The following is a 13,929-nucleotide window of genomic DNA, read 5'->3' as shown; positions in this document are numbered from 1 at the left end:
CATGAGTTCAGTCTCGCCCCGCCCCGCCCCCGATGCCGACGCCCAAGCCACTGCCGAGCTGTATTCGGCCTGCTACGGCGAGCTGGTGGCCTACCTGCGCCGCCTCTGCGGCGATCTCGGCCAGGCCGAAGACCTGGCCCAGGAAGCCGGCATGCGCCTGATTGCCCAGGCCAAGCGCGAAGCCATCGCCAAGCCGCGCGCGTTCCTGTTCCACGTCGCCACCAACCTGGCGCGGGACCAGCTGCGCCGGCGAATGGTCAGCGATGCCCACGCGATCGAGAGCGAATACGAAGACGGCGCCTTTTCTCCGGGCGCCGACCATATCGCCAGCGTGCAGGAAGACGTGGCCCGGGTCAGCGCCGCCCTCAATACGCTGACGCCGCGCGCGCGCGACGTGCTGGTGCTGGCGCGCATCCACGGCCATAGCCAGAAAGAAATCGCCGACCGCCTCAATCTGCAGCCCAAGACGGTCGAGAACCACCTCACCCGCGCCCTGGCCCAGCTGGGTGCGGCCCTGTCCGGCAGGCGCCGGCAATGATCCGGCCAGGGTTGGCCCACACCCGTTTCTGCCCCGCTTGGGGGGATACCGGCGCTCGCGCGTCTCAGCCGGAGAAATGACCATGAACTCGCCCGATTCTCTGCTGCAACAAGCCGCACGCTGGCACTCCATAGCCAGTGGGAGAGACCTTTCGGCCGAAGAAAGCCGTTCGCTCGACCTCTGGCTGGCACATAACCCGCGCCACCGGCTGGCTTATGCCGACATCTGTGCCGCCACCTTCGCGCTGGAGCAAAGCCCGCTCGCGCTAAGTGCCGTGCAGCCGGCGGCGGCACAGCGCCGGTCCGCCAGCCGGCCGCTGCTGCGCTGGAGCCTTGCCGCAACGCCGCTGCTGCTCGTGCTGGCCGTCGTGTTCGGCCCGCGCCTGCAACCCGCCTGGCAGAACCTCAACAGCGATCTGCATACCGCCATCGGCACCGCGCACAGCCAGACCCTGGCAGACGGCTCGGTACTGGAACTGGACACCGACAGTGCCGTGCGCGTGCGCATGAGCGACCACCGCCGCGACATCGAACTGCTGCGCGGCCGCCTCGCCATCGCCGTGGCGAAAGATGCGTCGCGCCCGCTGCACGTGACCAGCGGCGACGTCGACGCCATGGCCGTGGGCACGCGCTATGTGGTCAACCGCACCGATGCAGGTACCGAAGTCGGCGTGCACGAAGGCATAGTGCGCGTGGCCACGGGCAAGGGTTCGCCGGTGGATCTGCACGCCGGCCAGCAGGCCTTCGTCGCCGCCGATGCCAGCACTGCCCAGCTGTCCGCGCTGTCGGGCGGCAGCGACGACTGGACCCGCGGCGTGCTCAGCGTGGAACAGATGCCACTGCGCCAGGTGCTGGCCGAGCTCGACCGCTACCTGCCCGAACGGGTGGTGCTGAGCAACGCTGCGCGCGGCGACATGCCGATCACCGCGACCTTGCCGCTGGACGATCCGCAGGCGGCGCTGCGCGTGGTGGCGCAGACGTCGCAGCTGAGCCTGCGGCATATTCCGCGCGTCGCCTACATTCTGCGATGAGGACAAGCGTCTGCGTCCTATCGCTTGCCTGCTTGCCGCGCTGCTGCCCCTGCACCTGATCGCGGCCGAACCCGAACCACTCTACGACATCGACCTTGCGCCCGGCCCCTTGCTGGGCTGCCTGGAACAGTTGGCGCTGTTGGCCAATGTGCCCATCGTCGACCGCTCCGACCGCGTGCCGACGGCACCGTGCACGCCGGCCAAAACACGGGCAACGCTGGCGCACGCGCTGGACAACCTGCTCGCCCCGGCCGGCCTGGCCTGGCGCCGGCGCGACGACGGTGCGATCGAAATCGTGGCGGCGGCGCCCAGCCAGCAGCTGAACCTGTCCGAGCTGACCATCGAGGACACGCCACTGCCCTCGGCCGCACCGGTTACCGCGGCCTCGCCACCGGTGACCCTGCTGGCGCACGAGGCCATGAGCATCACCCGGGTCGAATCCGAACGCCTGGCCGACTCGCCCTTCCTCAGCCTGAACCAGATCGGCCGCTACGCACCGAACGTCTATGCCAGCGGCGCCAGCCTCGCCATCCGCGGCCAGGAGCGCGACCTCGACCAGTTCAGCGGCCTGGCCGTGCGCCTGGACGGCATCGACCTGGGCACCAGCCTGATCGAAGGCGACATGGTGCCGGTGGATGCGCTCGCGACCCTGGAACTGCAGCGCGGTCCGCGCAGCTTCGAGCGCGGCGGCAGCGCCACCGCCGGCGCGCTGGATCTGTATACCGGCGCCCCGGCGGAAACGCCGACACTGCGCCTGGGCACCGGCATCGGCAACGAAGGCGCACTGCGCGGCTCGGTATCCTGGTCCGGCCGCTTCGGCGACAGCGAATCCGGCCTGCGCGTAGCGACCGAGCGCCGTGTACTGCCCGATTACGTACACGAAAAATTCGTCACCGAAGCCAATCGCGAAGACCGCGCGGTCGACAACGCCTTCGTCAAGCTCAACCTGGTGCCGGAATTCCTGCCTGGCTTCAGCCTGGAATGGGCCCTGCTCGGCGTCAGCGGCGACGACCCCGCCTTGTATACCGCCGCCGGCGAATTCCCGTTTCCGCTGGACCGCGAGCGCATCAGCTATTCGCGCGAAACCTCGCGTACCCAGACCCATGCCTACGGTTCGGCCCTGAGCCTGCAATACGCACTCGACGACTGGACATTCCGCCTCAACGCCAACAGCACCATCGCGCAGCAGAAAGGCCTGTGGCTGGGTTCCGGCTTCGGCCCCAGCGGCGACTGGAACGTGGAGCGCCGCCGCGCCGTCGGCAGCAGTGCGCAGTACCGGCTGGGCCGCTGGCAGTTCGCCGCAGGCGCGGAGATCAGCGCGGTGTCCTTTGCCGACCTGGACGCGCTGTGGATCGCCGGCTTCCGCCGCCTCGGCGACAGCCGCCAGGACATGGACTTCCGCACCCGCAGCGCCTGGCTCTGGGGCGAATACCGCTTCGAGTCGCCGTTCAGCGTTGGCGTCGGCCTGCGCCAGGTGCGCGAGACGGCCAAGCAGGACTTCCTCAGCATCAGCTGCAGCGTGCCCGAGGGCATCCCGCGCCCAGGCATCTGCGCCGAACTGGACTCCACCCTGGAATTCGCCGAATCCGGCCGCGTCGACACCAATACGCCGGTGCCGCTGATCGTCGGTACCTGGCAGATCGACGAGGACCAGCGCCTGAGCCTCAGCCACGGCCGCGGCATCCGCTCCAGTGCCGGCGTGCGCGCCGAATTCATCCAGCCGGCAGAACGCGACGACTCCACCCAGCTGGGCTGGCAGACGCGCTGGTGGCAGGACCGCCTGGGCATCCGCGCCTCGCTCTTCCATACCTTGATCCGTGAACGGTTCCACTATGTGACCAACCACGTCGGCGCCCGCGGCCGCGTCTACGGCGCCGAGCTGGAAATGGACCTGCGCCTGCACCGGCTGTGGCGCGCCACGCTAGGCCTGGGCCGGCTCAGCGCGCACTACGACTATTACCGCTACTACAACGAAGACCCCAGGCAGCGCCTGCCCGGCGCACCGCGCCAGACGGTGCTGTTCGGCCTGCGTTTCGGCGATGGCGACGGCTGGTACGGCGCGCTCGACGCCTATCACGCCGCCGAAGCCGAAACCACGCTGGACATCAACCCGGGCAACCGCCGCCCGGCCTACAGCCTGCTCGATTTCCGCATCGGCTACCGCCTGCCCTACGCCGACTTCTCCCTGGCGGTGAGCAACGCACTGGACGCGCTGTACCTGGACCGCGTCGACTTCCGCTACAACGACCGGCGCCAGGAAACCCGCTACCGCCTCGGCGATCCGCGCCGGGTGGAACTGCGCTGGCAATACGATCTGCAGTAGCCCCGTGGCCGGCGCAATGCCGGCCCGCACACCTGAAGACCGTGGCGGCTGACGTAGCCGCACCGCCTCGTAGCGGGTTTGCCGCGCCACCGTCGTCAGCCGCCGCCCTGCTTCCGCTGTCGCCCGCTGCGTCGCACGAGCAATTTTTATTTTGCTCGGGTAAAAGACCGGTGCGCCCCTGACTGCTGCGAATCGAGACTGCACATGTTCCGCCCCCGCTTCCTGCTCCTGGCCCTGGCCCTGCTGGCCAGCCCCCTGCTCGCCCAGGCCAAGACCTGCCTGGTACTCGGCGGCGGCGGCGCCCGCGGCGCGGCGCATATCGGCGTACTGAAAGTACTGGAGCGCGAGCGCATTCCGGTCGACTGCATCACTGGCACGTCCATGGGCGCGATCGCCGGCGGCCTCTACGCCGCGGGCTACGACGCCGACGCGGTCGAGGCCGTGCTCAAGGGCATCGACTGGAAAGACATGTTCCGCGACGACCCCTCGCGCGAAGAACTGCCGATGCGGCGCAAGGAAGACGAACTGCGCTTCCTGGGCGGCATCGAACTGGGCCTCAAGGACGGCAGCATCGCCCTGCCCCGCGGCATGATCCAGGGGCAGAAACTGCAATTGCTGCTGCGCCGGCTGCTGCTGTCCACCGCCCACCTGGATACATTCGACCAGCTGCCGATTCCGTTCCGCCCCGTCGCCACCGACATCATCAGCGGCGAAAAAGTCGTGTTCCACGACGGCGACCTGGCCATGGCCATCCGTGCCTCCATGTCGGTGCCCGGCGCGTTCGCGCCGATCCGCTACCGCGGCAAGCTCATGGTAGACGGCGGCATTGTGGACAATGTACCCATCGACATCGCGCGCGAGCTGGGCGCCACGCGCATGATCGTGGTCAGCGTGGGCGAGCCGCTGCTGCCCGAGGAAAAACTCAACTCACCCTTCAGCATCGCCAACCAGATGCTGGGCACCCTGATGAAGCGCGAGACCGACCTGCAACTCGCCAGCCTGGACCAGGACGCCGACGTGCTGCTGGTGCCAGTCATGGGCGATATCGGCAGCGCCGATTTCAACCGCTCGCCCGAAGCCGTCGCCGCCGGCATGGCCGCGGCCGAAGCCGCCCTGCCGGCGCTGCGCCGCTACGCCGTCAGCGAGGCCGACTACGCCGCCTTCCAGCAGCGCCATCGCAAGCCGCGGTTCGATCCGCCGCTGATCGCCTTCCTGGACGTGCTGCGCGGCCGCAGCCGCACCGCCGCTTACGTGGAGCAGCGCCTGTCCGACAGCGTCGGCAAGCCGCTGGATACCGAACAACTGGAAAAAGACATTGGCCTGGCCTATGGCGACGGCAGCTACGAACGCATCACCTACCAGCTGGAAAACCGCGACGGCCAGACCGGCCTGTCGGTACAGCCGGTGGACAAGGGCTGGGGACCGAACTTCCTGCGCTTCGGCCTGCGCCTGTCAGACGATTTCGCCGGCCGCAACAGCTACCAGCTGATCGGCGAAATCAACTTCACCGGCCTGAACGAGCGGGGCGGCGAATCGCGCAACCGGGTCGAGCTGGGCCGCGTCACCGGCCTGCACAGCGAGTTCTACCAGCCCTTCGGCGACGCCGGCCAATACTACGTCGCCCCGTATTTCGACTACCGCGCCTACAACTTCCCGATCGGCGCCGATCTCTCCGTCGCCAACGACGCCGTGGCCGAATACCGTCGCAGCCGCGGCCTGCTCGCGACCGAACTGGGCTATACGCCGAACTCCACCTGGCGCCTGTCCAGCACCCTGGAATACGGCTACGACGAGGCCAAGCGCCGCGTCGGCACGCCCGAGCTGCCCGGCGCCATCAGCAATACCTACGGCGGCCTGATGCTGCGCGCCACCCGCGACAGCCTGGACGATTCCGGCTTTCCCAGCCGCGGCACACGCCTGGACCTGTCGCACGAATTCCTTTTCAGCGGCGAGGACGGCACCGCCTCGGACGTCTCGCGCCTGAGCTGGGACACGGCCTTTTCCCGCGGGCCCAACCGCTGGCTGCTCGGCGCGCGCGTGCATTCCGCGGGCGGCGACAACAACCTGCTGTCCACCTTCGGCACCCTGGGCGGCCTGGCCAACCTGTCGGGCTTTACGGAAAACCAGATCCTGGCCAACCAGATCGCGCTGGGCCGGATGGTCTACTACCGCCGCCTGACCGACGCGGAGCAACTGGTGTCCGTTCCCGTCTACCTCGGCGGCAGCCTCGAAGTCGGCGGCATCTGGGATTCGCGCGAAGCGATCAACCGCAGCGACCTCATCGGCGCCGGCAGTGTCTTCCTCGGCGTGGATACCTTCCTCGGCCCCATGTTCCTGGGCTTCGGCCATGCGGAGGGCGGCAACAATTCGTTCTACCTGAGCTTCGGCAGCCTGCTGCGTTCGGACCCGTAGGGCGGTTTTCCCCGAAGTACAATTGGCCGGATACGTGCCGGCGTACTACCCTCGCGCCGCTGCCAGCCGCCCCGTGCGGGCGAGCCGGCCACCCGACCCGCCGCTTCTTGAAAAGGACGCACCGTGAAAAAGGTATACAACTCCGCCGCCGAAGCCCTGGACGGCCTGCTCTTCGACGACATGACCCTCGCCGCCGGCGGCTTCGGCCTCTGCGGCATTCCGGAGAACCTGATCCAGGCGCTCAAAGAAGCCGGCACCAAGGGCCTGACCATCGTCGGCAACAACGCCGGCGTCGACGATTTCGGCATGGGCCCGCTGCTGAAGACACGCCAGGTCAAGAAAGTCATCGCCTCCTACGTCGGCGAGAACAAGGAATTCGAACGCCAGGTACTGGCCGGCGAGCTGGAACTGGAACTCACCCCGCAAGGCACCCTGGCCGAGCGCCTGCGCGCTGGCGGCGCCGGCATTCCCGGCTTCTATACCCGCACCGCCTTCGGCACCAAGCTGGCGGAAAAGCGCGAGACCAAGGAATTCGACGGCAAGGAATACGTGCTCGAACCGGCCATCACTGCCGACGTATCCATCGTCAAGGCCTGGAAAGGCGACAAGTTCGGCAACCTGGTCTATCGAAAAACCGCGCGTAATTTCAACCCGATGATCGCCACCTGCGGCAAGGTCACCGTGGCCGAAGTGGAAGAGCTGGTGGAAACCGGCGAGCTGGAACCCGACCAGATCCACACCCCCGGCATCTACATCGACCGCATCGTGCAGGGCAAGAACTACGAAAAGCGCATCGAATTCCGCACCGTCACCGGCGGCGCGGCCGGCAAGGAAAACCCCGTGCGCGACATGATGGCCCGGCGTGCCGCGAAAGAACTGCGCGACGGCTACTGCGTCAACCTCGGCATCGGTATCCCGACCCTGGTGGCCAACCATATTCCCGCCGGCGTCAACGTCACCCTGCAGTCGGAGAACGGCCTGCTCGGCATCGGCCCCTTCCCGACCGAAGACAAGGTCGACGCCGACCTGATCAACGCCGGCAAGCAGACCATCACCGCGATCCCCGGATCGAGCTTCTTCTCCAGCGCCGATTCCTTCGCCATGATCCGCGGCGGCCATATCGACCTGTCCATCCTCGGTGGCCTGGAAGTGTCGGAAAACGGCGACCTGGCCAACTGGATGGTGCCGGGCAAGATGGTCAAGGGCCCGGGCGGCGCGATGGACCTGGTCTCCGGCGTCAAGCGCGTCGTCGTGCTGATGGAACACACCGCCAAGGACGGTTCGCCCAAGATCCTGCCCGAATGCGCCCTGCCGCTGACCGGCAAGAACGTGGTCGACCTGATCATCACCGAACTGTGCGTATTCGAAGTCAAGGAAAGCGGCGGACTGCGCCTGATCGAACTGCACGACGGCATCAGCCTGGCCGACGTCAAGGCCAAGACCGGCTGCCAGTTCGAGATTGCCGACGGCGTAGGCTGACGCGGCAGCGTAGGCGAAAGCCAGGTTGGGGTAAGCCAAAGGCGTATCCCAACATCGCGGCCTGTCCGCAGCCCAACGCCCATGCCGAAGCGGTTTACACCCCGCCGGCACACGCATCGACACAACGGAAAACGCTTCGTTTTACAGTCTTTGCCAATGGAACACCGCGATGTCGGGGTTCGCGCTGCTCAGCGCCAACCTACGTAGGTTGGAGTAAGCCAAAGGCGCACCTCCGACATCGCGGCATATCCGCAACAAAAAGCCAGAGCAAGGTCCGATCCAGCCGGCATCTACCGACACGCCCGCTACGCTTTCCGCCACCGCCTCACGGCGGCGCATTCATCCGCGGCATGCCCATGAAATCGCGCTTGACCAGCGCCACGCCCTTCCAGCGCAGCAGGTCGTATGCCGTCGTCGCATGGAAATAGAAATTCGGCTGCGAGAACGACAGCAGGAAATTCTCCGCCGTGAAATCCAGCCGGCGTTCGCCCGCGATGAATTGCATGGGGCGGCCGACAAAGCCGTTCACTTCCGCCGGGTCTATCGCCTGCAGCGCTGCAAGGGTTTCGTACAGGCGCGTCCGCAATGCGTCGAAGGTATCCGGCGGCGTGCTGTTGTCAGGGCTGAACGACCCCTTGCGCACGCCTTCGATCGCGCCCAGCGAATGCACCGCGGTCGATTTGATCTGGTAGGTGAACGGACGCATGTCCTCGGCCAGCCGCGCCTGCAGCAATGCCTCGGCAGCAAGGCCGGTTTCCGCGCAATAGGCCTCGGCCTTGTCGATCAGGCCGAGCATCGCACCCAGCATCTGCACATAGGACGGAACGGTTGCCGCATAGAGCGAGAAAGTCATGCCAGGACTCCGCAGGGAATGGTCGAATCGCGCCGGAGTATACGGCAGCAGTTCGCCACGGCACTGACAGCGAACCCGTCAACACCATGCAACATTCCGCGTGATCCGCCGCAATTGCCCGGCATGTCGTATCCGGTCACACGACGCCTGCGGGCGACTCGCTTAAACTGCCCGTCCCGCCCCACGAACGGACGCACCATGACCGTCAGTCACCATGCCGAAACGTTCTTCGGCAAGCGCGTAGTCGAATTCGCCTACGGCGACGAGCTGAAGAAATCCGCCGCGGTCTACCGCCTGGGCCAGGAATACGAAGCCGACGAAAGCCAGGTCGCGCTGCTCGACGATTTCCTCGCCAAGACCACGCCGGCCACGCTGGAAGCACTGATCCTCGGCGCCTGGGCGACGGCCTCCGAAGACGACCCGCAGGCCTTCCTCGACCGCCTGGTCGAACGCCAGCCGGAACTGACCGAACTCAAGGCGCTGTTCATCGGCGACATGACTTCGGAAGACTGCGAGATCTCCTGGATCAAGCAGGGTGACTACAGCAAATTGCTGAAAACCTTCCACGGCCTGGAAACCCTGCGCATCCGCGGCACCGACGGCCTGGTACTGCCCGCCTTCGAACACCATGCCCTGCGCGAGCTGGCCCTGGAAACCGGCGGCCTGCCCACGAAAATTGTACGCAATATCCAGAATTCCACCATGCCGGCCCTGCGCCATCTGGAACTGTGGCTGGGCGACGACGGCTACGGCTTCGACGGCAAGCTGGGCGACTACATCGAGCTGCTGCGGCATATCCGCCCGGAACGCCTGCACTACCTTGGCCTGCGCAATGCGCAGATCGCCGACGAACTGGCCGAGCATATCGCCCAGCAGCCCTGGCTGAGCAGCCTGCACACGCTGGACCTGTCCATGGGCACCCTCGGCGACAAGGGCGCCGCCGCGCTGATCGCCAGCCCCTATCTGGCCGGCCTGAAAGTGCTGGATCTGAACCACCATTACATTTCCAAGCCGCTGATCACCAGCCTGCGCGCCCTGCCGCTGCAGCTGCGTATCGACGAAGCCCAGGAAGAGGATGACGGCGATCGCTACGTCGAAGTCTCCGAGTGAAGTGCTGCTGCTAGGCCATGCCGCATCGCGGCGCAGCCAGCTGCTGCAGCAGGCCTGCGCACGCGCCGGCGTGGCGCTGGACCTGCTCGACTGGAACGCCTTCCTCGCCGCGCCGGCCCTGCTGGCGCAGCGCCTGGCACAAGGCCGCCATCGCTGGCTCAAGATCGACTCGCCCGGCGAAGACGCCGACTGCGCCCAGCGTCTGCGCCTGCTGGGCTGGCAGGCCGGCGACCGCGCCGCTGCGCCGCCCTCGCCCGTGCTGCACGGCGAACTCGCCACGCAGCACTACTGGCAGGCCGGCTTCGGCCAGGCACTGGGCTGGATCGACGCCGCCGTCGCAGGCGCCGCCGCGCCGCCGCGCCTGCTCAACAGCACGGCCGGCATCCGCGGCATGACCGACAAATGGCAATGCCAGCGGACCCTCGCCGCGCATGTGCCGGTACCGCCGCTGCTGGGACTGTTGCATTCGCTGGAGCAGCTGGATGCGCAGTGGCCCGCAGGCGACTGGCCGCGCGTCTTCCTCAAGCCGCGCTACGGTTCTTCCGCCGCCGGCGTGATCGCCCTGCAGCGCCACCGCGACGGCCGCCTGAGTGCCTACAGTTCGGCGCGGCGCGATGCGAGCGGCCGCGTGTTCAACCACCTGCGCGTCAGCCGCTACAGCCGCCGCAGCGACATCGCGGCACTGGTCGACGCCATTGCCGCACAAGGCGCCTATGCGGAAGCCTGGGTGCGCAAGCCGCGCGCACCGTCGCCGCAGCGCGGCCACTACGATCTGCGCGTCGTCGCCCATGCCGGCCAGGCACGCCAGCGCGTCGCCCGCATCAGCCGCAGCCCCATGACCAACCTGCACCTGGGCAATGCGCGCGCCCAGCCCGACTGGCTGGACCCGCACCGCCAGGCCAGTCTTGCCCGCACCATCGCTGCGGCGGCACAGGCCTTCCCCGGCTGCCACAGCATCGGCTTCGACGCCATCGTGACACCCCACGGCACCACGCTGCTGGAAGCCAACGCCTTCGGCGACCTGCTGCCCGGCCTGCGCCACGACGGCTGCGAAACCTATGACGACCAGGCCAGCCTGATGTGCCATGCCAATTGAAATCCCCGATATGCGCCACATCGCCGGCACGCACGACCTGGTGCTGGTGACCCTGGACACCTTGCGCTACGACGTGGCGCAGCAGCAGTTCCATGCCGGACATTTGCCGCATCTTGCACAATTCATGGGCACCGACGGCTGGCAGCTGCGGCATACGCCAGGCAGCTTCACCTATGCGGCGCATTGCGCTTTTTTTGCCGGCTTCCTGCCCACGCCGGCACAGCCCGGCCTGCATCCGCGCCTGTTCTGCCTGCGCTTTCCCGGCAGCGAAACCACCCACGCCCACAGCCTGGTACTGGACGATGCCGACAGCATCGTCGGCGGCCTCGCCCGGCTCGGCTACCACACGCTGTGCATCGGCGGCGTCGGCTTTTTCAACAAGCAGACGCCGCTGGGCAGCCAGTTGCCGAACCTGTTCGCGGAAAGCCATTGGCAGCCGGAATTCGGCGTGACCGATGCCGATTCCACGGCGCGGCAGGTCGCCCTGGCCTGCGCGCGGCTGCAGAGCGACGATCTGCGCGGCCGCCGCGTTTTCCTGTTCATCAATGTCTCGGCGATCCACCAGCCGAACCGGCATTACCTGGCCGGCGCAGCACAGGATGGCCTGGATACCCATGCCGCCGCGCTGCGCTATGTCGACGCGGCCCTCGCGCCGCTATGGCAGGCGCTGGCGCAGCGCGGGCCGAGTTTCGTCATGCTCTGTTCCGACCACGGCACGTCCTATGGCGAAGACGGCTACCATGGCCATCGCCATGCCCATCCCAGCGTGATGCAGGTGCCGTATACGCATTTCCGGATTGCCGCCCATGACTGACCTGCTCACGCACCTGCGCCAGTCGCCCTATCAGTCCTACAGCTACTCCTATCCGCACAAGTCGGCCTATCGTCCGCTGGCACAGCCGGTGGCGCTGGATATGCTGTGGCAGCAGGAAGACCGCAGCGCCTTGTTCGGTTATATCCATGTTCCTTTCTGCACCTACCGCTGCGGCTTCTGCAACCTGTTTGCCCTGGGCCAGCCGGGCGCGGCGCTGGTCGACGACTACGTGACCCAGCTGGTCGCCCAGTTACGCGTGACCGGCGCGCTGCTGGGCCAGCGCCAGTTCGCCCGTTTCGCCATCGGCGGCGGCACGCCCAGTTACCTTTCCGCTGCGCAGCTGGCGCGCGTATTCGACGCGGTTTACAGCGCGCTTGGCGCAGAGCTGGCACAGATTCCGAGCGGCATTGAAGTCAGCCCCGAGACCGCCACGGCCGAGCGCCTGCAGGTCTGCCGCGACGCCGGCATCGACCGCGTCAGCATGGGCGTGCAGAGCTTTGTCGAAGCAGAACTGTCGGCCCTCGTACGCCCGGCGCAGAACGGCGCCGTGCTGGCCGCCGTCGAGCAGGTGCGCCGGCTGGGCTTCCCCACGCTGAACCTCGACCTGATCTACGGCATACCCGGCCAGACCGCAGCCAGCTTCGCCGCCTCGCTGCGCAGCCTGGTCGCGCTGCAGCCGGAAGAAATATACCTATACCCTTTGTACGTGCGCGAGCGCACCGGCATGGCGCGCCTGCAGCGTGGCAACGTGGCGCTGGCCGACGATCCGCGCCGCGCCCTCTACGACATCGGCCGCGATACCTTGCGCGCTGCCGGCTATACCCAGGTATCCATGCGCCTGTTCCGCGCCGCGCATGCGCCGGAAAGCGGGGGCCCGGCCTACTGCTGCCAGGACGACGGCATGATCGGTTTCGGCTGCGGCGCCCGCTCCTATACGCGCACGCTGCACTATTCCGATCACTACGCGGTGGAACGTGCCGGCGTCAGCGCCATCCTGCGCAACTACATCGCCCAGGATGCAGCCAGCTTCGCCACGGCACGCTACGGCTTCGTGCTGGACGCCGCCGAACAGCGCCGGCGCTACCTGATCCAGTCGCTGCTGACCTGGCCCGGCCTCGATACGCAAGCATTCGCCCGGCGCTTCGGCCTGCCGGCGCACGATTGCTTCGCCGAGCTGGCCGAACTGGAACGGGCCGGCCTGGCCGAGCGCCGCGGCGCTGTCGTGGCGATGACCGAACTGGGCATGGCCCATGCCGATGCCATCGGCCCCTGGCTCAATTCCACCCAGGTGCAGTCGCGGATGAACGCCGATGCGGCGGCTTGAGGCCGATACGCTGCGCCTGCTCTATCGCGGCCGTCTGGCCAGCTGCAACTACGACTGCAGCTATTGCCCGTTCGCCAAGCGGCGCGATTCGGCCGACACCCTGCGCCGCGATGCGGCCGAGCTGCAGCGCTTCGTCGCCTGGTGCGAGCAGGCGCCGGAAACCCTGGCCGTGCTGTTCACGCCCTGGGGCGAGGGCCTGGTGCGGCGCCACTACATCGATGCCCTGGTCCGGCTTAGCCACGCGCCGCGCCTGCGCCGCGTGGCGATACAGACCAACCTGAGCAGCAACCTGCGCTGGCTGGCCCGGGCCAATACGCAAACCCTGGCGCTGTGGTGCACCTTCCATCCTTCGCAACTGGCACAAGCCACGTTTCTGAGGCGCCTTGACCTGCTGCGCGACGCCGGCGTGCGCTTCAGCGTCGGCATGGTCGGCCAGCGCGAAGACATCGCCGCGATAGAAGCCCTGCGCCGCGCGTTGCCGGGCGATGTATACCTCTGGATAAATGCCTTCGATCCGCGCCCGGCGGACTACTACAGCACGCAACAGATACAGCGCCTCAGCGCCGTCGATCCGCATTTCCCGCGCAGCCTGGCGCCGCCGCCCAGCCTCGGCGCCGACTGCCGTGCGGGCGATACGGCGCTTTCCGTCGACGGCGACGGCAACGTGCGGCCCTGTCATTTCGTGCCGCTGCCGCTGGGCAACCTCTACGACGGCAGCTTCCGCCGGCACCGCGCACCGCGCGCCTGCCCGAACGCGCACTGCGACTGCTACATCGGCTACATGCACCGGCGCGATATCGGCCACGAGCGTTATTTCGACCAGGGCGTGCTGGAGCGCGTGATGGACGGCTGGCCGGCAAGCGTGCGTCAGAGTCCGGCAGCCTCGCCGCCGCTGGCGGATTTCGCACCTTGAATTGGCCGGCCTGCTGCCCTAGTCGGTAGCCACCGCC

10 protein-coding genes and 1 pseudogene are annotated in these 13,929 nt (G+C 67.5%); 10 read left to right on the top strand and 1 reads right to left on the bottom strand.

Annotation, left to right across the window (positions count from 1 at the left end):
- Position 1 precedes the first annotated feature (1 nt).
- From DFR29_RS06350 to DFR29_RS06330, 5 genes are all read left to right on the top strand, one after another.
- Positions 2–538, top strand: a complete 537-nt coding sequence (locus DFR29_RS06350; RefSeq protein WP_133817747.1) for an RNA polymerase sigma factor — start codon at positions 2–4, stop codon at positions 536–538.
- Positions 539–620: 82 nt separating this feature from the next.
- Complete coding sequence (locus DFR29_RS06345) at positions 621–1,568, top strand: FecR family protein (RefSeq protein WP_166653912.1); 948 nt, start codon at positions 621–623, stop codon at positions 1,566–1,568.
- Between the two features lie 109 nt (positions 1,569–1,677).
- Complete coding sequence (locus tag DFR29_RS06340) at positions 1,678–3,891, top strand: TonB-dependent receptor (protein ID WP_133817745.1); 2,214 nt, start codon at positions 1,678–1,680, stop codon at positions 3,889–3,891.
- Between the two features lie 204 nt (positions 3,892–4,095).
- Positions 4,096–6,303, top strand: coding sequence for a patatin-like phospholipase family protein (locus tag DFR29_RS06335; RefSeq protein WP_133817744.1), 2,208 nt, complete (start codon positions 4,096–4,098; stop codon positions 6,301–6,303).
- A 123-nt stretch (positions 6,304–6,426) separates the two neighbouring features.
- On the top strand, positions 6,427–7,782 hold the full coding sequence (locus DFR29_RS06330) for a 3-oxoacid CoA-transferase (protein ID WP_133817743.1): 1,356 nt from the start codon (positions 6,427–6,429) through the stop codon (positions 7,780–7,782).
- A 325-nt stretch (positions 7,783–8,107) separates the two neighbouring features.
- Here DFR29_RS06330 and DFR29_RS06325 read toward each other — a convergent pair whose 3' ends face one another.
- The gene (locus DFR29_RS06325; RefSeq protein ID WP_133817742.1) at positions 8,108–8,635 is read right to left on the bottom strand and encodes a DUF1993 domain-containing protein; all 528 of its coding nucleotides are present in this window, start codon (positions 8,633–8,635) and stop codon (positions 8,108–8,110) included.
- 198 nt (positions 8,636–8,833) lie between these two features.
- Between DFR29_RS06325 and DFR29_RS06320 the strand changes: the two genes are divergently transcribed.
- From DFR29_RS06320 to DFR29_RS06300, 5 genes and pseudogenes are all read left to right on the top strand, one after another.
- On the top strand, positions 8,834–9,745 hold the full coding sequence (locus DFR29_RS06320) for an STM4015 family protein (RefSeq protein ID WP_133817741.1): 912 nt from the start codon (positions 8,834–8,836) through the stop codon (positions 9,743–9,745).
- Positions 9,711–10,841, top strand: coding sequence for an STM4014 family protein (locus DFR29_RS06315; protein ID WP_133817740.1), 1,131 nt, complete (start codon positions 9,711–9,713; stop codon positions 10,839–10,841). Before DFR29_RS06320 ends, DFR29_RS06315 begins: the two co-directional genes overlap by 35 nt.
- Positions 10,831–11,655, top strand: a complete 825-nt coding sequence (locus DFR29_RS06310; protein WP_208113523.1) for an STM4013/SEN3800 family hydrolase — start codon at positions 10,831–10,833, stop codon at positions 11,653–11,655. Before DFR29_RS06315 ends, DFR29_RS06310 begins: the two co-directional genes overlap by 11 nt.
- The gene (locus tag DFR29_RS06305; protein ID WP_133817739.1) at positions 11,648–12,979 is read left to right on the top strand and encodes an STM4012 family radical SAM protein; all 1,332 of its coding nucleotides are present in this window, start codon (positions 11,648–11,650) and stop codon (positions 12,977–12,979) included. Before DFR29_RS06310 ends, DFR29_RS06305 begins: the two co-directional genes overlap by 8 nt.
- Positions 12,966–13,820, top strand: a pseudogene (locus tag DFR29_RS06300) (STM4011 family radical SAM protein); the annotation flags it as partial. The gene DFR29_RS06305 and the pseudogene DFR29_RS06300, both read left to right, overlap by 14 nt.
- Between the last annotated feature and the right edge of the window lie 109 nt (positions 13,821–13,929).

Source organism: Tahibacter aquaticus (assembly GCF_004363655.1).
Classification (GTDB): domain Bacteria; phylum Pseudomonadota; class Gammaproteobacteria; order Xanthomonadales; family Rhodanobacteraceae; genus Tahibacter; species Tahibacter aquaticus.
This window is presented reverse-complemented; position numbering and strand designations above follow the sequence as displayed.

Bases quoted from the DNA above. Each gene is read 5' to 3' on its own strand.
- DFR29_RS06350 (WP_133817747.1), top strand. From the start codon at position 2: ATGAGTTCAGTCTCGCCCCGCCCCGCCCCCGATGCCGACGCCCAAGCC.
- DFR29_RS06345 (WP_166653912.1), top strand. From the start codon at position 621: ATGAACTCGCCCGATTCTCTGCTGCAACAAGCCGCACGCTGGCACTCC.
- DFR29_RS06335 (WP_133817744.1), top strand. From the start codon at position 4,096: ATGTTCCGCCCCCGCTTCCTGCTCCTGGCCCTGGCCCTGCTGGCCAGC.
- DFR29_RS06325 (WP_133817742.1), bottom strand. From the start codon at position 8,635: ATGACTTTCTCGCTCTATGCGGCAACCGTTCCGTCCTATGTGCAGATG.
- DFR29_RS06320 (WP_133817741.1), top strand. From the start codon at position 8,834: ATGACCGTCAGTCACCATGCCGAAACGTTCTTCGGCAAGCGCGTAGTC.
- DFR29_RS06315 (WP_133817740.1), top strand. From the start codon at position 9,711: ATGACGGCGATCGCTACGTCGAAGTCTCCGAGTGAAGTGCTGCTGCTA.
- DFR29_RS06310 (WP_208113523.1), top strand. From the start codon at position 10,831: ATGCCAATTGAAATCCCCGATATGCGCCACATCGCCGGCACGCACGAC.
- DFR29_RS06305 (WP_133817739.1), top strand. From the start codon at position 11,648: ATGACTGACCTGCTCACGCACCTGCGCCAGTCGCCCTATCAGTCCTAC.